Source organism: Paenibacillus sp. EB106-04-04-XG159 (assembly GCF_058791835.1).
In genome coordinates this window covers 96,780-116,520 of the sequence record NZ_JBYTDY010000003.1, presented here as the reverse complement: position 1 = coordinate 116,520, position 19,741 = coordinate 96,780, and the positions used below count along the sequence as shown (strand labels likewise).

13 protein-coding genes are annotated in these 19,741 nt (G+C 50.2%); 8 read left to right on the top strand and 5 right to left on the bottom strand.

All coding sequences use genetic code 11. The features are described from left to right. Positions 1 to 31: 31 nt before the first annotated feature. The gene (locus AC3WTP_RS04850) at positions 32 to 1,975 is read right to left on the bottom strand and encodes a heavy metal translocating P-type ATPase (RefSeq protein WP_492393457.1); all 1,944 of its coding nucleotides are present in this window, start codon (positions 1,973 to 1,975) and stop codon (positions 32 to 34) included. A 361-nt stretch (positions 1,976 to 2,336) separates the two neighbouring features. Here AC3WTP_RS04850 and AC3WTP_RS04845 point away from each other — a divergent pair, with 361 nt between their 5' ends. After that, positions 2,337 to 3,122: a TIM barrel protein gene (locus tag AC3WTP_RS04845; RefSeq protein WP_492393456.1), complete on the top strand. Its 786-nt coding sequence runs from the start codon at positions 2,337 to 2,339 to the stop codon at positions 3,120 to 3,122. Positions 3,123 to 3,176: 54 nt separating this feature from the next. Here the strand turns inward: AC3WTP_RS04845 and AC3WTP_RS04840 are convergent, their stop codons facing one another. Continuing rightward, on the bottom strand, positions 3,177 to 4,619 hold the full coding sequence (locus tag AC3WTP_RS04840) for a SpoVR family protein (protein ID WP_492393455.1): 1,443 nt from the start codon (positions 4,617 to 4,619) through the stop codon (positions 3,177 to 3,179). A 335-nt stretch (positions 4,620 to 4,954) separates the two neighbouring features. Between AC3WTP_RS04840 and AC3WTP_RS04835 the strand changes: the two genes are divergently transcribed. Continuing rightward, positions 4,955 to 5,425 carry a Uma2 family endonuclease gene (locus tag AC3WTP_RS04835; RefSeq protein ID WP_492393660.1) on the top strand — a complete coding sequence of 157 codons (471 nt, stop codon included), beginning with the start codon at positions 4,955 to 4,957 and terminating at the stop codon, positions 5,423 to 5,425. 77 nt (positions 5,426 to 5,502) lie between these two features. Here AC3WTP_RS04835 and AC3WTP_RS04830 read toward each other — a convergent pair whose 3' ends face one another. Then, positions 5,503 to 5,976, bottom strand: a complete 474-nt coding sequence (locus AC3WTP_RS04830) for an SRPBCC family protein (RefSeq protein ID WP_492393454.1) — start codon at positions 5,974 to 5,976, stop codon at positions 5,503 to 5,505. Between the two features lie 187 nt (positions 5,977 to 6,163). Between AC3WTP_RS04830 and AC3WTP_RS04825 the strand changes: the two genes are divergently transcribed. The 3 genes from AC3WTP_RS04825 (at position 6,164) to AC3WTP_RS04815 (ending at position 8,871) form a co-directional block, all read left to right on the top strand. Continuing rightward, positions 6,164 to 7,144: a phosphotransferase enzyme family protein gene (locus AC3WTP_RS04825; RefSeq protein WP_492393453.1), complete on the top strand. Its 981-nt coding sequence runs from the start codon at positions 6,164 to 6,166 to the stop codon at positions 7,142 to 7,144. Between the two features lie 379 nt (positions 7,145 to 7,523). Continuing rightward, entirely contained in the window at positions 7,524 to 8,117 is a 594-nt protein-coding gene (locus tag AC3WTP_RS04820) for a YqaA family protein (RefSeq protein WP_492393659.1), read from the top strand. Positions 8,118 to 8,196: 79 nt separating this feature from the next. Beyond that, complete coding sequence (locus tag AC3WTP_RS04815; RefSeq protein WP_492393452.1) at positions 8,197 to 8,871, top strand: restriction endonuclease; 675 nt, start codon at positions 8,197 to 8,199, stop codon at positions 8,869 to 8,871. A 902-nt stretch (positions 8,872 to 9,773) separates the two neighbouring features. Here AC3WTP_RS04815 and AC3WTP_RS04810 read toward each other — a convergent pair. Continuing rightward, complete coding sequence (locus AC3WTP_RS04810; RefSeq protein ID WP_492393451.1) at positions 9,774 to 10,454, bottom strand: putative endonuclease domain-containing protein; 681 nt, start codon at positions 10,452 to 10,454, stop codon at positions 9,774 to 9,776. A gap of 179 nt (positions 10,455 to 10,633) precedes the next feature. After that, positions 10,634 to 11,683 (bottom strand): YeiH family protein, encoded by a 1,050-nt coding sequence (locus AC3WTP_RS04805; RefSeq protein WP_492393450.1) that lies wholly within the window; start codon positions 11,681 to 11,683, stop codon positions 10,634 to 10,636. A gap of 226 nt (positions 11,684 to 11,909) precedes the next feature. On the opposite strand from AC3WTP_RS04805, the gene AC3WTP_RS04800 reads away from it, so the two are divergent. From AC3WTP_RS04800 to AC3WTP_RS04790, 3 genes are all read left to right on the top strand, one after another. Next, complete coding sequence (locus AC3WTP_RS04800) at positions 11,910 to 12,797, top strand: LysR family transcriptional regulator (protein WP_492393449.1); 888 nt, start codon at positions 11,910 to 11,912, stop codon at positions 12,795 to 12,797. A 246-nt stretch (positions 12,798 to 13,043) separates the two neighbouring features. Next, positions 13,044 to 15,968 (top strand): PD-(D/E)XK nuclease family protein, encoded by a 2,925-nt coding sequence (locus AC3WTP_RS04795; protein ID WP_492393448.1) that lies wholly within the window; start codon positions 13,044 to 13,046, stop codon positions 15,966 to 15,968. Beyond that, positions 15,961 to 19,230, top strand: a complete 3,270-nt coding sequence (locus AC3WTP_RS04790) for a UvrD-helicase domain-containing protein (protein WP_492393447.1) — start codon at positions 15,961 to 15,963, stop codon at positions 19,228 to 19,230. Before AC3WTP_RS04795 ends, AC3WTP_RS04790 begins: the two co-directional genes overlap by 8 nt. The last annotated feature ends 511 nt before the right edge of the window (positions 19,231 to 19,741 follow it).

Genomic DNA, 19,741 nt, shown 5'->3' with positions numbered 1-19,741 from the left:
GGTCTTGTTTGCTGATGTATGGAGTTCGCGACTAACGCAGCAGACGCAGCCCGTTCAAGATGACGAGAATGGTACTTCCTTCGTGCCCAACTACGCCTAGCGGAAGCGGGATGTCCGCTATGAAGTTCGAAGCGATCAAGCAGATGATGACGATCGCTGCAAAGACAATATTCTGCGTTACAATGGTCTTCATCCGTCTGCCAAGATGGATCGCGAAGCTGATCTTCTGCAGATCATCGTTCATGAGCACGAGGTCGGCGGTTTCGAGCGCGGCGTCAGAGCCTGCGCCGCCCATTGCAATGCCAACTGTCGCTGTTGCAAGCGCAGGCGCATCATTCACGCCGTCGCCCACCATCGCGACACTGCCGAATTCTTCTTTCAGCTCCTTGATAATGCGGAGCTTATCTTCCGGCAGCAGCTCCGCATATAGGCGGTCGATGCCTGCCTCCTCCGCGATCGCTTGGGCGGTAAGCTTCTGGTCGCCAGTCAACATAGCGACCGTGACGCCCAAGCCGCGCAGCTTCGCGATCATCGGCACCACTTCCGGCCGGATGCGATCCTGCAGGGCGAGCGCTCCGACGATGCGCCCTTCCTGCTCAAGAATGACGACTGTCTTGCCAAGCCCCTCCAGTCGATGAATGTCCGCGGCAGCGCCTTGCTTCTCGAGTTCAGCGGTAAACAACGCTGGCTTGCCAATCGTCCACATCAAGCCTCGAACGCTGGCTTGCACCCCGCGGCCGGTCAAGGCCTGGAAGTCGGAGCAGCGCTCTGGCTTCAACCCGCGCTCCATCGCTTCCTTCACAATCGCTCGCGCGATCGGGTGCGTGGACAGCGCTTCGATAGCAGAAGCAATGGCCAGCACTTCATCCTTGCTCTCACTGCCGAAAGTCACAATATCGGTAACCGCCGGCTTGCCTAGTGTCAGCGTACCGGTCTTATCGAAGGCGATAACCTTAACGCCTCCGAGATTCTCTAGATGCGCGCCGCCCTTGAAGAGCAAGCCTTTGCGCGCACTGTTAGATATGGCCGACAGCATCGCAGGCATAATGGATGCGACAAGGGCACACGGAGATGCAACGACGAGAAACACCATAGCCTTGTAGAACGTGTCGGTCCAGCTCCATCCGAGCAGCCAAGGCGGAAGCAGGATCAATAAGATCGTGACCGCAACGATGGCCCGCGCATAGATGCGCTCAAAACGTTCCATGAATCGCTGAGACTTCGGCATCTCGCTCTGCGCGTCTTGGACGAGACGAATAATCTTGGCAAACAGCGTAGATTCGCTGGAAACCGTCACTTCGATATACAGGGCGCCCTCACCGTTCAGCGTACCTGCGAATACGTCGTCTCCAGGTGCTTTATCGACAGGTATGCTTTCACCTGTAATCGAAGCTTGATTGACAGATGAGGCGCCTTCTTTCACGGTACCGTCTGCGGGAATCCGTTCACCATTTTTCACAAGCACGATGTCGCCTACCGCTAAGTCCTGAACCAGTACGGTTTCTTCAACCCCGTTCAAGTAACGGATTGCCGTTTCTGGCTTCAGATCGATCAAGGCTGAGATGTCCCGTGAGCTGCGCTCTATGGTTAACGTCTCAAGGGCTCCACTCAATGAGAAAATGAAAATCAGTACAGCTCCTTCCGTCCAGTAACCGATAGATGCGGCTCCGATCGCAGCGGCGAACATGAGCAGGTTCACATCCAGATCCTTTTCGTGAATGAGTGTTTCTATGCCTTCCTTCGCCTTGGCATATCCTCCGATGATGTAAGCGAGGACGAAGAACGTAATTCCTGCAGCAGGGTATCCGGAGTGCAGGAACCAGCCGATCGCAGTAAGCAGGCCTCCTGCAAGTGCTGCTATGAGTTCTCCATACTGAGCAAGCCATGAGTGCTGCTTGCCGCTAATGGAAGTTGGAGATGATTGAGACTGAGATTGAGCCTTGGTTTCTGATTGCTGGGCTACTGCCATGATCATACGCTCCCTTCAATTGAGAATGAATACTAATATTAGTACCCTTAAAATGCATCATGCTGCTCCCGCGAACGGGAACAGCATGTAATGAGAATGAGTATCATTTGTTGTAGGCATACATAATTGTTGTGCAAAGGAAACTTTATTCTTAGTTGTATTATAGCATAAGGTCACAATTTAAGATATAATTTTCTAGAAAAAAATTCTAATTGAAATAGGTTATCATTGTCATATGCTGGCGGCTGAATAAGCACTGCGTCTCTACATTTTACAGGCATGGAATCTTTAGCTTGTGCTTACTATTAGATATACTGGTGGTATTCGATATGCTGAGTTGGAATGAGATAAGGTGAGGAGGACGAGCATGAAAGCAGCAGTCTGTGTAGATGCAGTGTATGGCGGCTTGGATACCGTGGAAGCCATGAGACGTGTTCATCGACTAGGGTTCCGTTGGATTGAGTTATGGTGTTGGTGGGATCGTGACATCGAACGGATCCGGTCGGAAGCGGTCAAGCTTGGCGTAGGTATTAACGCGATCTGTACGCGGTTTATTCCGTTGACGGATGCAAGACAGAGAGATGCCTATATGCGCGGGCTGGAGGAAACTCTGGAAGTCGCCGCACGTCTCGGCTGCCGTCGAGTCATCACGCAAGTCGGTCCTGAGCTGGCAGAAGTATCGAGAGCGGAGCAACATCAGTCAGTCGTGGATGGTCTTAAGGCATGTGTGCCGATGCTGCAGCGAGCGGGTGTATGTCTTACTGTTGAGCCGTTGAATGTGAAGGTGGATCATCGGGGGTATTATTTATACGAATCAGATGAAGCATTCGAGATCATTCGAAAGGTCGGCAGTGACCATGTGAAGCTGCTGTACGATATGTATCATCAGCTCGTGACTGAAGATGGCGGGGACATTACAGCTTCGATGCTGGACAATCTGGATCAGATCGCTTACCTGCATGCTGCGGGCTACCCCGGGCGCCATGAGCTGGATACAGGTGAAGTGAATTACGATGTAATGATCGAAGCGCTTCGCACCGCAGGGTATAACGATATGCTGACTCTGGAATACATGCCTCCGCCTGGACAGGATCCAACAGAAGGGCTGCGCCGCTTCAGTGAGGCGTATCCTTGGATGCTTCGTTCGTCCTGAAATGAATGACAAAAGCCGAGTTCCTATAGTCGATAGGTTCTCGGCTTTCTTCGCTCATAAAAACTTACGTGATACCTTCTTGCCATCGTATGTGAACAGCACGCTCTTCTCCTCAACCTTTGTTTCCAGATGCACGGACTTTCCCCACAGTGTGTAAACGTAAGGCAGCGTACGCTCTAAGTACTTGAGATCCAGCTCCAAGCCTTCATATTGATGCTTCAGATACATCTCGCCAGAGCGCTGATAGTCACCGTCCTGCACAACCAAGTAAGGAAACCCGCCGTTCACCCGCGCATACACCAGTTGATCGCGGATGTTCTCCCAAGACTTGTCGGTAATCTTCCACTCAGGTCCCTTCTTCTCGAAAACATACAGGTCCAGCTTATCCGTCAATTCCTTCGTCAAATAGTTGCGAATAAACGACTGATCCGAGTCAAACTCCCGGACTTCGAATATTTTGGCGCGGCCTTGCCCAGTCTCGCGTCCAAGCCGCTCCTGCTCTACCTTACTCGGCTTATCCCAGCGCTCCTCGATATCTTCGAATATTTTCAAGCCGAGATAATACGGATTGAGGCTGTGGCGCGACGGCTGCACGACGGATGAGTTCAGCTTGGCGTACTCGATGGCTTCGTCGGTCGTGAGGTCGAGCTCTCGCATGATGCGCTGGTGCCAGTAGGAGGCCCAGCCTTCGTTCATGATCTTTGTCTCGAGCTGCGGCCAGAAGTAGAGCATCTCGTCGCGCAGCATCGTCATGATGTCGCGCTGCCAATCTTCGAGCACAGGTGAGAACTCTTGAATGAACCAGACCAGATCCTTCTCAGGCTCCGGCGGGAATGGTCGTTCTGAAGCGTCGCTGCGAACGCTGCTATTCGCGGCCTTAGCGGCATTATCCATGTTCCACAGATCGTCGTAGAGACCTGGCGCTTTCGGCTGATTATCTTTCAGCTCACGCGTCTTCATCTCCATGTACTGCTTCTTATCCAGCTTGCGAGGTCTGTGAAGCTGAGGGTCCACATGCTCCTGGATCGCAAGCACCGCATCGATGAAGCTCTCGACAGCTTGCGCTCCGTATTCGAGCTCATAGTTGGATACCCGTTCAGCGGTTGCAGACATGCTCTCGACCATGCTGCGGTTGGTGTTGGAGAAGCGGTAGTTATTTTTGAAAAAGTCGCAGTGGGCGAGTACATGCGCTACGATCAGCTTGTTCTGAATGAGGGAATTGCCTTCCAGCAGAAAGGCGTAGCAGGGGTTGGAATTGATGACGAGCTCATAGATCTTGCTAAGTCCGAAGTCGTATTGCATCTTCATCTTGTTGAAAGTTTTTCCAAAGCTCCAATGATGAAACCTCGTAGGCATTCCGTATGCGCCAAACGTATAAATGATGTCCGCCGGACAGATCTCATACCGCATCGGGTAGAAATCGAGGCCGAATCCGGTAGCAATCTCCGTAATCTCATCGATCGACCTTTCCAACTGTCGCATATCGTCTTGATTCATATCATGATCCCTCCGTGCCCATAATACGTTTCTTACCATATGTATGCGGATAACCATGAGATATCTCCATAGAATTATGGCTATTAGCTGGTAAACCATAACTATTTATGCTGAGTCTTGTGGAGAGCGTAGAATTAAGTTACCACAACACAATCCACAGAGAAAAGAGAATAATAAGTTTTCCACATTCCAACCTATTGTTGAATATAATGCATTAAGTATCCGAAAGGAAGGTGAACGAAATACCAGATCTAGATGAAACGAGATCATACACCTATCATGATTGGCTTACATGGGAAGGTTCATGGGAATTAATTAACGGTAAAGCATACGACATGTCCCCAACCCCCTTTACGAATCATCAATTTATTGTAGGCGAACTATACTTCGCTCTTCGGAATTTATTACAAAATCAGAATTGTTTTGTGTTTGTCGCTCCCTTTGATGTGTATTTCAGTGAAAGTGAGGATTACTCTTCTGCAGATCATGTAACAAAACCTGATCTTTCTGTTATTTGTTCGAAGGATCAAATATCTAAACTAGGATGTAAGGGTGCTCCTTCTTTAATCATCGAGGTATTATCACCTTCGACTACATTGAAAGATTTCAATGAAAAGTTCAACTTATATGAAAAATACGGAGTACAAGAGTATTGGATTGTTGACCCAGGGAACCAAGCGATACATGTATGTGCATTAAAGAATGGGACATACGCCATACAGAATATGTACATGGAGCAGGACATAGTGCATTCAACGATCTTTGAGCATCTTCAGATACCACTAGATAAATTGTTTCATTTGTAATGTGAATGCCGGCGGGAGTATCTCCCGACCGGTTTTTTGTTGTCTAGGAAGATATGTGGGGCAATTAGGAAATCAAGCTATATGCTCCTATTCCCGCTAACCATCTCTTCCGCCGCCTTCTTAATATGCTCATTGCGAGTCAGCAAGAAGCGCTTCATATAGTTCTTCAAGAACATCGCATCTGCGAGCTTGCCCATATAGCCGAGCGGAGAAGTGTAATCGAAGGTATCGAGCATCAAAGTCCCGCCATCCTGCGGAATAAACTCATGAACATGCCGAAATCGCTTAAATGCTCCCGACACCATTTCATCCACAAAATAGTTCGGGGCCTCCATCTCTGTTATCTTAGCCGTTAAATGCTGACGAATACCAAAATGAACGGCTTCCCAAGTCACAGTCTCATGAAGTTCGATTAATCCGCTTGTTCTTCCCGCTATGGCGCGCTCACGCGTCTGAGATGTGGATTCCATATGAATATCAATACTTCTAGCTAGGTCAAAACAGATCTGAATTGGAGCATGGATGTGAACGGATGTTTGTATAGTAGGCATATCTTGTACTCCTTTTCGCTAAACGGAATTCTCTATCTATTATAAACGGTCTAATTTCTGCTAGTGTATGTAAATCGAGTTCTCTTCTTGACAGTTTTGATATAGCAGGATATTGATGGGAATGCAAAGAATAGATCTAAGTTATGACGAACTGTTATTTCATCTAAGAATGAGAGGATGTTACCGCGTGAGGGATGACGTACTGATCGAGATTCTAAGCAAGTATGGAGTTCATGAACCGAAGATTACGTTTATTAGACACAACGAAAATAGAACTTATAAAGTCGAAGATCCGAATAGTGGAGCCTCCTACTTATTTCGTATTCATCAATCCGTGAAAGAGAATATGGTCGATCTTCAGCATACTTACAGTGGTATATTAAGCGAACTAGAGATGCTGCAGGATATGGCAGACCAGACCAACCTTATCGTTCAGACGCCCATTCGCAATTGCGACGGAGAATATATCACGAAGCTTCAATACCATGACAAGGAGGTTTGCTGCTCCCTGCTCACTTGGATTGAGGGGGATATTCTGAGCAAGGATGATGTGTCGGATGACATTTTAGTTCGGAAAATAGGGGCCGAAATAGCGGAACTCCATCGTTTCTTACGAAGTTATCATCGCGTGAAGCCTGAAACAAGACCGCATTATGATGCTGAGAGCAACATCGTGATGCTTCATAAGATTCATCGAGGTGTCGAGTTGGGTTTATTTCCCCATTCCGATTATGCAGTTGTAGAGAAGACGATGCATGCGATTAATGCTCAACTCGAAGCTCTAGGTCGTTCAGAGGAACAATGGGGTATCATACATGCTGATTTGGCAAAGAACAATATACTCTTGACCCCTACAGGAGATATCAGCTTTATTGACTATGGCTTCTTTGGATACGGATATTATGGTATGGATGTTGCCATGGGATCATCAATGGTTCCCTCTGAGCAGAGAGATGCACTTCTCGAAGGGTATTATGGTCAGAGCCAATTAAGCGATGCTGATCTAACGGTAGTGGAGGGACTTATACTTGTAAGTATTTTCGGTTATTATGCATTTCAAATGGAAAATGAGGATGTACATCCATGGATGCGCGAGCGAATGCCGCAATTATGCGCCAAGCGCTGCATGCCATTCCTATCGGGTGAACGAATATTTTATCAATTTTAGTCCGTTCTCTGTATATTGCAGTTGCGAAAGGCCGTGGGAGAGATTCCTGCGGTCTTGTTTTATGGTGAAATGAAGTTCTACTAATACCGGAAAAATAATATTCTTAAGATAAAGTATATTTGTATATTCAAATACAGATGTGTTGCGCTTGAAGGGCTGTGCTCGATCAATTACGTATTATAAGTAAATGGTTTGTAAAAAGTTATGCGTAAAGATTACGATATTGACACTCTTTACTAACCTTTTGACGTATTTCTGTGGTTGTACCGCTTGGTATTAATAGGTATAATTTATTATATAACCCACCTAGGTCTATAGCTTAAGGTGGGTTTCTGAGTGTAAGAGCAATGTTAGCCAGTGAAAAGGGGCAATGAACGAATTGGTACAGAATATTATTAACTTTTTTATGGATTTTGGTGCTTGGGGCTTAGCTATTCATTCGTTCGTTGATGCCATAATATTTCCAATACCTGCATTTGTGCTGCAGGTGTCGTTAAGCTTGTTGGATCCTTCGAATGCGCTGTGGTTGGCGACGATTGGGTATATCGCCTGTTTAATGGGAACTCCAATCGGATATATGATCGGCAGATTGTTAGGTGAAAAGGTGCTTCGCAAGCTGCTTAAGCAAGAATGGATCGACAGCGCTACGAAGATGTTTAAGAAGAACGGCGAGGCAGCAATTCTCATCGGGTCATTTACGCCGATACCGTTTAAGGTGTTCACGATCCTGTCGGGCAGCATGAAGTTTCCACTGTGGAAGCTTATGGCTTATGCAGCGTTCGGCAGAGCGGTGAAGTTCTATGTGGTCGGCGGGTTAATCTATTTATATGGTCGAGCAGCTGAGGGCATGGTCAAAAATGTGTCAGTCTATATCTTTTTAATAGCGGTTCCGATCTTGTTGATAGTCGTGTACACCAAGAGGAGGATGGCAAGTCGAAAGATCAAGCAGAGTGAACCTGACCAGACTGTCTAGCAAATATTGAAATTTTTGAAGCCGTGTGTAAAACCTTCTGATTTGTGGAACAATAATCCATGATTAGGAGGGATGTATTGTGGCGCGCGGCAGACGCAGAATTTATAGCAATAAATCTCAAGAGATTTTGATTGCGTTTTTATTTGGAGCACTGTTATTAACTTGCTTGTTAGTGTTGAAGATGATTGAACTTCTGAATAAATCAAGAGATTTCTTATATGGGCTGACATTGTTGGAATGGGCGGTAGTAGTTTTATTCGTACTATTAACCATCTATGGGCTTCTGAAGTATCGAGGCATTATCAAGCAGCGCCAGGAGGAAGCAGAACGCAGCGATGAACTGCAGCTAGCGGCAAGGGTTAGAGAAGAATGGTGTCACTTGGCTTCACGGGAACATGTGATGGAGCTGGATCCGTATGTGTTCGAGCAATACGTCGCTCAATTATTCGCGCTTATGGGATATCGCAATGAGGAGACTGATCCGACAGAAGACGGCGGCAAGGATATTCTCATTCGAAAGGGCAGCGAGCAGTATCTAGTCGAATGCAAGCTGGGAGACGGTACGGAGATTGGCCTTGTGGACGTTGAGGATCTATCTCATCGTCTTGCTGAGCTGGACGTGAAGCAAGGATTCTACGTTACGGCAGGGGATTTCTCAGCTCAAGCGATGGAATATGTACGGGATAAGCCGATAACGTTAGTTGATGGAGCGACCTTGTACAAGTGGCTCCAAATGTACGCCAGCGATTCTTGATCGTGGCGAAATGATGAAACTCCAGTTCCGCGAATGTGTTGCGGTACTGGAGTTTTTTGTGCGATGCGCTTGCGCTGAGGGTGGGCGCGGTGCGGCGCGCGCGCTGTAACAGGCATTTACCCCGTAACAGCGCCGGGAAGCGCGTGTTGGAGCGAGATAACGGGTAAAAACCGTGTTACGCACGCAAGGGGGAGAGCGCTTGATGCGCCGAGGGAGCTGTAACAGGTTTTTACCCCGTAACAGCGCCGGGAAGCGCGTGTTGGAGCGAGATAACGGAGAAAAATCGCTTTACGCGCGCGAGGGGGAGCGCGCAAGCTGCGCCGCGGGAGCTGTAACAGGTTTTTACCCCGTAACAGTGCCGGGAAGCGCCTGTTGGAGCGAGATTAACGGGGAAAAACCGCGTTACGCGCGCAAGGGGGAGCGCGCAAGTTGCGCCACGCGCGCTGTAACAGGTTTTTACCCCGTAACAGCGCCGAGAAGCGCCTGTTGGAGCGAGATAACTGGGAAAACCGCGTTACGCGCGCGAGGGGGAGCGCGCTTGATGCGCCGCGCGCACTGTAACAGGTTTTTACCCTGTTACAGCGCTGGGAAGCGCGTGTTGGAGCGAGATAACGGGGAAAAACCGTGTTACGCGCGCATGGGGGGATGCGCTTGATGCGCCGCGCGCACTGTAACAGGTTTTTACCCCGTAACAGCGCCGGGAGGCGCGTGTTGGAGCGAGATAACGGGGAAAAACCACGTTACGTGTGCGCAAGGGGGCGCACATGGAGGCGACTGCTGGAGTGAGATACCTGGAAGCGCCTGTGGGGGTGAGATAGCGGGGGGAAAACCGCGTTATGCGAGCGGGAGGGAAATAGCGAGAGTGGTGCTCGCAAGAATCGCCGCGCGGTCTAGGGTTTCAACTAGCCGAACAGGCGCGTTTTATCGATATAGCTTCTATTTACCTCGTACAGCTTAGTGCGCTTCTCACCTTTACCACCTGGAAGCAAGCTGCCTTTCTTAAGCATGGTGTGCAGAATAGAATAGGCTTTGTCTATACTAACGTTAAGCAGCCCGCATACATCATGTGGACGAATCTTGCGTCCCAAGCTTAAGGTGTAACGCAGCACCTCGCGCTCCAACAATTCCGATGAGTCAGTAAGCGTTGAGGGTTCAACACTGACCCAGCTTCCCAAGCATTGCTGCAGCAGTTGTTCACACATACGAGGTTTCTCCTCCACATCATCGCAGGAGAAGCGAAGAATTCGCCAGCCGTCTATGACGAGATGATTTTGACGAATGAGCGAGTCTGTGAACTGCCAGCGTGAAGCCTTTGCTGAATGTGCTCCATAACCATCGATCTCGATGGCTAGCTGCAGCGGATAACGGATATAGGCAAAGTCGAGAAAGCAGCTGCCATCACGAAAGTCGGCGACTTCATATTCAGGATACAGATGATCAAAGCGTTTGAATGCAGGAAACCATACTCGCTCTAAAAATAACTTTTCCGCATAACCGTGCCCCTCCACTAGCCTCATTTTCCGATTGCCGCTGCTTAATTTGATATGCTCCTGATACCACCTCTCATACATGGATTGAAACACTCACCCTCACATCCTTCGACTAAGTAATAAAAAACACCGCCAACAAAGAGACCTAAAGCCTCAGGGTTAGACGGTGTGTTCTTCACAACCACTATTTAGATGAGTTCAGTGTAGCACAACCAATCGTCTAAATAAAGGGGGATATTTCCAATTCTCATAGTAATACCTTACATCCACCACTAAGCGAGCCCAAATAGATGTACCAATGCGAAGCCGAGTATCGATAACAGCACAGAGCCGATCAGCCCTGCTACAAAGGAACGCGTGCCTAAGCGTTTGAAGGTGACGAGATCCACATTAAGACCGAGACCCGCCATTGCCATCGCAATGAGCAGATAAGCCAACGTAACGATCATTTCAGCGACGTGTGAAGGAACGATTCCAAGTGAATTGAATGCGCTGACGAGCAGGAATCCGACGATAAACCAAGGAATGGGCAATGATTTCAAGGTTGTTTTCGTGTGTGAATCCTTCCGCTCTGGATCCGTGCGTTTCGCCCAGAGCCCGACGAGAATGGCAACCGGTACGAGCAATGCGACTCGGGTTAATTTGACGATAATCGCGATATCTACAGCCTCGGTTCCGATAGGATCAGCCGCTGCTATGACATGGGCAATTTCGTGCAGCGTTGCGCCTGCGAAGATGCCGTAGCCAGTCGGAGATAAACCTAATACAGGGTACAAGAATGTATACGCCAACGTAAATATGGTTCCCAGGATAGCAACCAAGGCCGCGCCGATCGCGGTTTCGTCGTCTTTGGCTTTGATCTCAGGCGCAATCGCAACAACTGCGGCCGCACCGCAGATAGCTGTACCGCAAGCCGTCAATATACTGAGGCGTTTCTCGACCTTGAAGTAACGTGCCAGTCCGTACACGACAGGGATGGTAAACAGGATAACGATAACAGCTATAAGAAATACTTTTGGTCCTGCATTTACAATATCTATTAGATTCAACCGCATCCCAAGCAGGATGATTCCTAGTCGAAGCAATTTCTTGCTCGAATAATTGGTCCCGGCGACGAGATTTTCAGGCAGGCCAATGACTGCGCGCCAAGTGATACCGATTAGGATCGCAATGACCAATTGCCCCATAATATTCAGAAATGGCAATCCAGCCAAGTACTTTGCCGCCAACGAGATCGCCAGCGTTAGTCCAATACCGAGTGCAAAGTCAACTCTTGCTTTGCGTTGCGGCTTCACTGCTTTATAATGTTTTGCAAGACTCATATCGAACGACACCTCTCGAATAAAACATGTAGTAAGAATCGAATAATCCATTACTCAATTTAAATTGAACTTGAATCTTTCGCTTAACCCTTACTATAATGAGGATGCTTTAACAATGGAAATACCGATATACTATCTAAAGCATTAGCAATACTTATGGTACTAGCTATAAGCTTTGTATTACGCATGTTTCTGATACTGACTAGCAAGAACAGGGGGAATGAGCATGATCGTGGACACACTGAAAGTATTCGTAACTGTAGTGGAGCAAAGCAACTTTTCTAGAGCTGCCAAAGTGCTGAATCTATCTCAGCCTGGGGTTAGTTTACATATTCGCAATCTGGAAAATGAATTCGGTGTAACTCTGGTGCATCGAACATCCAAATACGTTAAACTGACTGAGGCTGGCAAGATTCTATACAACAGCGCTAAAGAGATGCTGACTCGTTATGAAGAGGCGAAGGAAAAGATTCATCTGCTGCGTGATGAAGTGACAGGCGCATTGAAGATTGGGGCAAGCTATACGATCGGCGAATATATACTCCCGCGATTGATTGCGGAATTCTCGCAGGACTACCCGCATGTCGATATTCAGACGACGATAGCCAATACGGAAGACATCGCGCAAGCAGTGCGCGGAGATGAACTGGATATGGGACTTGTAGAAGGCCAAGTCGACTATCCGGATATACAGGTCAAGATGCCATTTATGGAAGATGAGATGGTGTTAGTTGCGCCGTTTAATCATCCGTTATCTACGATACCCAAGATAGATCCCGACATGCTGCAGCATCAGGTGTGGATTATGCGCGAGAGCGGTTCAGGCACCAGATCCTATTGCGAGCAATATATTCAGAACCTAGAGCTTAATGTAAAGCGCAGCTTCGTGTTCAGCAGCAACCAGGGTGTGAAGGAGGCGGTTATGGCAGGGTTAGGGATCGCGATATTATCTCGCTGGGTCATTCGCAGAGAACTCGAATCAGGCGAGCTAAGCCAGATAAACCTTGCAGGACCTCGTTCGGCTAGGCAGTTTTACATATTGCAAAGTGCGAAGCATTCGTCAACAATGGCGAAGAAGGTATTTCTACAGAAGCTGCGTCAGTTGGATATTTAAATGAAACCCATCTATTAGGAGCCGCATACGAACAAGCCAGTCAATGACATGTAGAACATGTACTAGGCTGGCTTTTTTTGTTGCGTTGGGACGTACACCGTCTCGACAATATCGCGATAGCAGGATACTTTTAGGCATAGGTCGAAATTACTACCAATAATATGAACATATGCCGAAGATGAAGCAGCTGAATATATAGAAGCACTGCACGACAATCGATAGATGAAGAGGAGCGTTGATGCGTGTATGTTGAATACGACAATTCAACAGTTGTACGACATCATGAACGGCAATCCGATTGAACGAAAATGCCTGCTCGTGAGCAGCTATGCGCAAGGCCATCAATGGCTGGAGCAAATAATAAGACTCCATGGTCCGGTCATCCATACTGAAGTGCGTACGCTTGAATCATGGGTGCTGGAGCGCAGCAGACTGATGCTAGCTAGACAGAAGCTGAGCTATCTCACATCCTCTGAATCGCAGTGGATCGTATGCAAGCTGCTGCAGGATATGTCCCTTTCCGGCAAAGCTCCTTATATACAAGGAATCGCGTTAACACCTGGGTTAACAAGGGTGTTTCATCAAGCGGTCGTTGAGCTCCGTGAAGCTGGGGTAAAGGCGGAGCAGCTGGAGCCGAGGCAGTTCGAACAGCTGAGCAAAGGCTTGCTGGTCAAGGAGCTGCTTGCTAGATACGAGGCATATCTGGAGCAGCAACGTTATGTAGATCTGGCTCGAATACTCGATTATGCCTCGCAGCTTACCGTGTCAAAGGACGTTATCATCATCGATGAACATGCGATTCGCAATGAGATCGAGAGAAGACTGCTCCATACGCTCACGACGGGCGGGCAATATAGTTCACTGCATCCACTTTCGTCTGAGGCGGAGCAGGAGTTCATACTTCATGCTGATTCCATTGAATTCTTTCATGCAAATGGGACGCTTGCTGAAGCGCGCGAGGTTATCCGCCGCATCATGAAGCGGGATGTGCGCGTGGATCAAGTGGAGATTATCGCTTCTGACTATGAAGCGAATGCGTCTGCAATATATACGACAGCTGCAGCAATGGGGATCCCGTGCACTTATGCAGATGGACTGCCGCTTGGGGTGACGAATGCAGGGAAAGCAGCGAAGCTGTATCTGGAATGGCTGCGTTCCGGATTCGATCTGAATCCGATTCTGACAGCCTTGAAGCAAGGAGTCGTTCGTTTTCAGGGTGACGAGTCGAACAGCATTTCATCGGCGCGGTTCATTCGCGAGTTGGAGCAATCGGGGATAGGCTGGGGGAGAGAGCGGTACGCTCTTCTTGAACAATTGGCGAAAGCAGAGCATATGTCTGATGAAAGAAAGGTTGTCCTAAGCCAGTTACAGCGTGTATTCAAGAGGCTGCTGCAGCCGCTGACAGAGGAAGCGCTCAGATCACCGAGCAGATTGCTTAGCGAACTGATTCGCTTCGTTGAATCGTATGTTCCACATGACAAGCATGATCGATCGGTCATCAAGCAGTTAAAGCTGCTGCGGCAGTCGATAGGTGCGGCTGGTGATATCGTGATGAGTAGTGAACTGGCGCTGCACTACGTACAGGAAAATGTAGACGGAATTCGGGTTCAGGCGGCGACTCCTGCACCTGGTGCGATTCATGTGACTTCCCTGAATAGCGGCGGACACAGCGGACGTCCATACAGCTTCATCATGGGGATGTCAGAGACGAACTGGTCTTTGGCTCTGCGCCAAGATCCTGTCCTGCTTGATGAGGAGCGCGGTCACATCAGTCCTAATCTAAGCTTGAGTTCTGAATTAGCGGCTCGGAGACAGCAGGAGCGATATGAGCGCTTCGGCATGCTGCGAGGGCATTGTACGCTGAGCTGCTGCTCATACAACGTGGCGGATCATAGGGAAGACATGCCAGCGCATGAAATGCTGCAAGCCTATCGACGCCGCGCCGCGCAGGCTGACGCAGATTATGTCGCGCTGCACCGCGCGATGGGAGAAGCTGTGCGATATTATCGCAGTCCGACCGGATTGGACTCGGAAGCGACGGACGTCTGGTTGCGCGCATTGCTGACAGAGCATGCGGGCTTGAAGTCTGCGCAGCAGAGCCTGTATGCCGCATATCCGCTGCTGCAGGATGGAGTGAAGGCCGCGCAGGCGAGGCTGGCTGCAAACGTGTCTCCTTACGATGGGATCGTTGACACGTCGCAGTATCCGATTGCGCTGCCCGGTGAACCAGGCGCGGCCTCAGACGCCTTCAGCGCAAGCAAGCTGGAACAGTACGGTAGATGTCCGCTTCAATACTACTATCAGGAAGTGCTGGGCATTCGCGCGAAAGAGGTCGCAGTCTACGATCGCACAAGGTGGTTGGATGCGATGGAGCGGGGGAGCTTGCTTCATGACATCTTTAATCAGTATATGATGACGATGAAGGAGCTGCGGCAAGACTCGAAAGGTCCGATCAGCCATGATGCCTCCATACTTCGTGACATGACCGAGAACGTCATCGCTCGATATGCAGACGCTGTGCCCGCGCCAAGCGAGCACATATTCCGCAAGGAAGCAGAGAGCATCCGCAAGGATGTGCAGATCTTCCTAGCAGGGGAACGGCAGCGGGGTTCAAGTACAACCTATAAGGAAACAGAGCTTCCGCTTCATCAAGATTCGATACCTTTCGAAGTAGCACTGGATAACGGATTAAGCTTGCCGCTTCGAGGCTTCGTGGACCGGATCGACGAGATCGCACCGCACAAATATAAGATATACGATTACAAGACAGGCAAATCCAAGACGTATAAGCATAACGAATGCTTCTCCAAGGGCACGCAGCTGCAGCTTCCGCTGTACGGTGCCGCAGTTGAGCAGTGGATGATGAAGACTGGTTATGATGTGCATGCGCAGGTCGTTGATTCAGCGTACTTGTTTCCGACGGAGCGTGGAATGGGCGAGGAAGTAAAGCGATCGCAGGAGCGCAGAGGTGATCTAGCTGATCTGCTCCATCACATGCTGGAAGCGATGCGTGAGGGTCTATACCCTCCGACAAGCGATCCGATGGGCTGCGCATGGTGTCATTATGCGGATGTATGCGGAAGCCATGCGGAGCAATTTCAAGAGAAGCTGGAGGCTTCCGAGAATGCTGATCGCTTGAGCCACATTCTGGAGGTGAACCGATATGCCTAAGGTGAATACCGAACAGCTAATGATGGAAGACGCCGCTGCACGCGCTCGAATTGCGACAGATCTGGATACGACATTTCTCGTTGAAGCTGGAGCGGGTTCAGGCAAGACGACCTCTATCGTCGGTCGAATGATCGCATTGATTCAGGCAGGCAGAGCAGAAGCGCGCAGCATCGCTGCGATTACCTTTACGAATAAAGCGGCGTCTGAGCTAAAGGGAAGATTCCGCATCCAGTTGGAGAAGGAGCTGGCGCAAGCATCGGATGGACAGGAGCGTGAGAAGCTTGAAGCTTCGCTGCGTCAGATGCCGGAATGCTTTATCGGGACGATTCACGCCTTCTGCGGGAGACTGCTTCGAGAACGTCCGGTTGAGGCGGAGCTTGATCCCGCATTTCGAGAAATGGAAGAAGATGAGGACCAGGAGTTTCGCGATCGCTGCTGGGATAATTATTTGGAGGAAATGCGCTTACGCGGCGATGCTCAAGAGATAGCGGAGATAGCGGCACTGCAGATCGATGTTGAAGTGTTGCGAGCGGTTTACAATCGAGTCTCTGAATATGAGGACATTGAAATCTATACATGTGAAATCGATCGTCCGAATTTTGATCGAATTCGCGATACGTTGTTCTCATTGATGGAGTCAGCTGCTCCATATATTGGCACGAATGAGCCTGAGAAAGGCTGGGATTCGCTGCAGAAGACGATTCAGCAGGCGATGCGTCATGTGCGGAGCAAGGATATGGCGGATGACATGAACGTGTTGTCGGTGGCGAAGCTGTTCGACCGTACACTGGATGTGACTCAGAATCGCTGGACAGATGCCAAGATGGCCAAGGAGTTTAAACAGCATTTTCAGGATTGGAAAATCAATGTACTCAAGCCCTTTCTACAGAGCTGGCAGGAGTATGTGCATCCGAAGCTGATCGCTTTCGTCCTGCCTGCCGTGCGCTATTGCAGACAGAAGAGAATGGAAGCTGGCAAGCTTAACTTTCAGGATCTGCTGATGAAAGCGTCTGAGCTGCTGCGTTCGTACCCAGAGGTTAGATCCTATTTCGGACGGCGATATGCCCGATTGTTTGTTGATGAGTTCCAGGATACAGATCCGATTCAAGCTGAGATGATGCTGCTCTTGACCGGAGCGGACGCGAAGGAGTCGGATTGGCGCAAGCAGCTGCCGCGAGAAGGATCCTTGTTCGTCGTGGGTGACCCGAAGCAGTCCATTTATCGATTTCGCCGCGCAGATATCTCCACCTACAATTATGTAAAGCAGCGAATTGAGCAGAGCGGGGATGTGCTGCAGCTGACACGCAATTTTCGCTCGGTCAAGTCGGTCGGCGATTATGTCAATTATGCATTCGAGAGTAAATTTGTGACTTCTGGAGCCGCATCCGACAGTCAGGCTCCGTTTGTGCGAATGATTACGCAGCGAAACAACCCGGGCAGCAAGGGCGCGCTGCACGGTGTGTATACTGTCACCATCCCCGGGCAGGTACGCGATAAGCAGGATCATATTGCGGACTATGATGCCGAGCAGTTGGCGCGGTATGTGGCTTGGGCTTGTTCCGGCAATCTGAAGATCGCGGAGAGAGCTGGAGCAGACGGCAAGCCTGTGATGCGGCCGGCGCGAGCGGGCGACTTTATGATCCTGCTCAAGTATCGCAAGTATATCAACCTGTACGCGGAGAGATTGGAGAAGTACGGCGTCGCTGCCGATACTTCCGGCAGTATAGCGGTATCGAAGGAGCTGCGCGCGCTGGCTCTGCTGGCGCTGACGCTCAGCGACCCGACAGACCGCATCCCGCTGTTAGCGGTCCTTCGCGGTATGCTGTTCGGGATCAGCGACGATGAATTGTATCATTACCGCTGTGAGAGCGGCGAGATTCATCTGCACATCGCGGCAGACCCAGATAAGCTGTCTGCAAAAGGCCGCAAGGTCGATCAGGCGTTAGGCAAGCTGCGCCAATATGCGGCTTGGGCAGTGGAGCTTCCTGCGCTTGCGGCGTTTATGCGCATCGTGGATGACATCGGACTCGTGCAGGCTGCGGCCTGCGGCGAGTCAGGAGCCATTCGCAGCGGGACATTGATCAAGCTGCTCGAGGTGCTGCAGAGCGATGCGGCCGCCTCGGTGGAGTGGCAGGCGCTGACGAGCCGGCTGCAGCAGCTGACCGAGACGGACAGCATGGAAGCGTCGAGCCTATTCGTGGGCAGCGGCGACGCTGTGCGGATCATGAATCTGCACAAGGCGAAGGGCTTGGAAGCTCCGGTCGTTCTGCTCGCATGCCCGTGCGGCAACAAGGACCACGATGCCGCGGAGCATGTGGACCGCATGGCGGAGCCGCCGCGCGGGTACTTCACGATCTCAAGGCAGCGGGATATGTACACGTCCGAGATCGTAGCCCAGCCCTTCGGCTGGGCAGAGCGCGGCGAGAAGGAGCGGGAGTTCATGCACGCGGAAGCGGAACGCTTGCTGTACGTAGCAGCGACTCGCGCGATGCAGCTCTTGATCGTGAGCCAGTACCCGACGCGTCCAGCCATTGATCCGTGGGGCATGCTCGCGGACTCGCTGCGCAATCAGCTGGAGCTGGACATTCCAGCCGTCGCGCCTGCCAGCGCGGAGGAGTTGTCGGCGATCCCGGATGTCGCGGGCAGCTTGGCGGAGTGGCAACAGCGCTTGGCGGCAAGCGTGCAGCCCAGCTATCAGATCGCCAGCGTAACCGGCTTGACGAAGGCGGCGAGCGGAATTGTGCTGGAGCGTTCCGCCGATGGCAGAGGATTGGCGTACGGCACGCTCGTTCACAGTTGTCTTCAGGCGCTGGGGGAAGGGATGGAGCGCAGCGATCTGCCCGACTTCTGCCGCTTGGCTGCAGAGAAGGACGAGGACTTCGAAGTGGAGTGGCTCTCAGCGGCAGAAGCAGCAGTTCTGCAGGTAGCGGAGTCAGAGCTGTGGAAGCGTGCTTTGAATGCGCGGCGCAAGTATCACGAATTCTCCTTCATGACCGCTCGTCCTCTTGAAGCCAGTGGTTCAGATACGGCGATGCCTACTCTGCTGCGCGGTGTCATAGACCTCGTCTTCGAGGAGGTAGATGGCTGGGTCATCGTGGACTTTAAGACAGATCGCTACGATATGCCGAAAGAGCAGCAGTTTGTTGAGTATTACAAGCCGCAGGTGCTTGCTTATAAGGATGAATGGGAGCGTACGATTGGCGGTAGGGTGAAGGAAGCGGGATTGTATTTTATAGATACAGGACGATATATCGTGCTTTAGGCTGAGACGGGAACCGATTGATGGCATGGGCTGTCCGGTTCCCATTTGGTGTTGGGCAGCAAGTGGTTGATAGGCAGCTTAGCTTACTGTAACGGACACAGGGGACGCTATTTTTGATATTTGTGGCCTATTCTGAGTTTCGCGGACACAGAGGACGTTATTGGCTTCAAAACTAGCCATTTTCTACTGATTTAGATCAAATAGCGGCTCTACGGTCCGCAAATATGGCGAATTAGAGGTTTATGCTGCAAATAACGGCTTGTGTGTCCGCTCCCGAGCAGGAAGCCTTATTTCGTTGGGCAGCAAGTGGTTGATAGGCAGCTTAGCTTACTGTAACGGACACAGGGGACGCTATTTGTGATTATTGCGGCCTATTTTGAGTTTCGCGGACACAGAGGACGTTATTGGCTTCAAATCCAGCCATTTTCTGCTGATTTAGATCAAATAGCGGCTCTACGGTCCGCGAATATGGCGAATTAGTAGTTTTAGCTGCAAATAACGGCTTGTATGT

Bases quoted from the DNA above. Each gene is read 5' to 3' on its own strand.
- AC3WTP_RS04850 (WP_492393457.1), bottom strand. From the start codon at position 1,975: ATGATCATGGCAGTAGCCCAGCAATCAGAAACCAAGGCTCAATCTCAG.
- AC3WTP_RS04845 (WP_492393456.1), top strand. From the start codon at position 2,337: ATGAAAGCAGCAGTCTGTGTAGATGCAGTGTATGGCGGCTTGGATACC.
- AC3WTP_RS04840 (WP_492393455.1), bottom strand. From the start codon at position 4,619: ATGAATCAAGACGATATGCGACAGTTGGAAAGGTCGATCGATGAGATT.
- AC3WTP_RS04835 (WP_492393660.1), top strand. From the start codon at position 4,955: ATGTCCCCAACCCCCTTTACGAATCATCAATTTATTGTAGGCGAACTA.
- AC3WTP_RS04830 (WP_492393454.1), bottom strand. From the start codon at position 5,976: ATGCCTACTATACAAACATCCGTTCACATCCATGCTCCAATTCAGATC.
- AC3WTP_RS04805 (WP_492393450.1), bottom strand. From the start codon at position 11,683: ATGAGTCTTGCAAAACATTATAAAGCAGTGAAGCCGCAACGCAAAGCA.
- AC3WTP_RS04800 (WP_492393449.1), top strand. From the start codon at position 11,910: ATGATCGTGGACACACTGAAAGTATTCGTAACTGTAGTGGAGCAAAGC.
- AC3WTP_RS04795 (WP_492393448.1), top strand. From the start codon at position 13,044: ATGTTGAATACGACAATTCAACAGTTGTACGACATCATGAACGGCAAT.
- AC3WTP_RS04790 (WP_492393447.1), top strand. From the start codon at position 15,961: ATGCCTAAGGTGAATACCGAACAGCTAATGATGGAAGACGCCGCTGCA.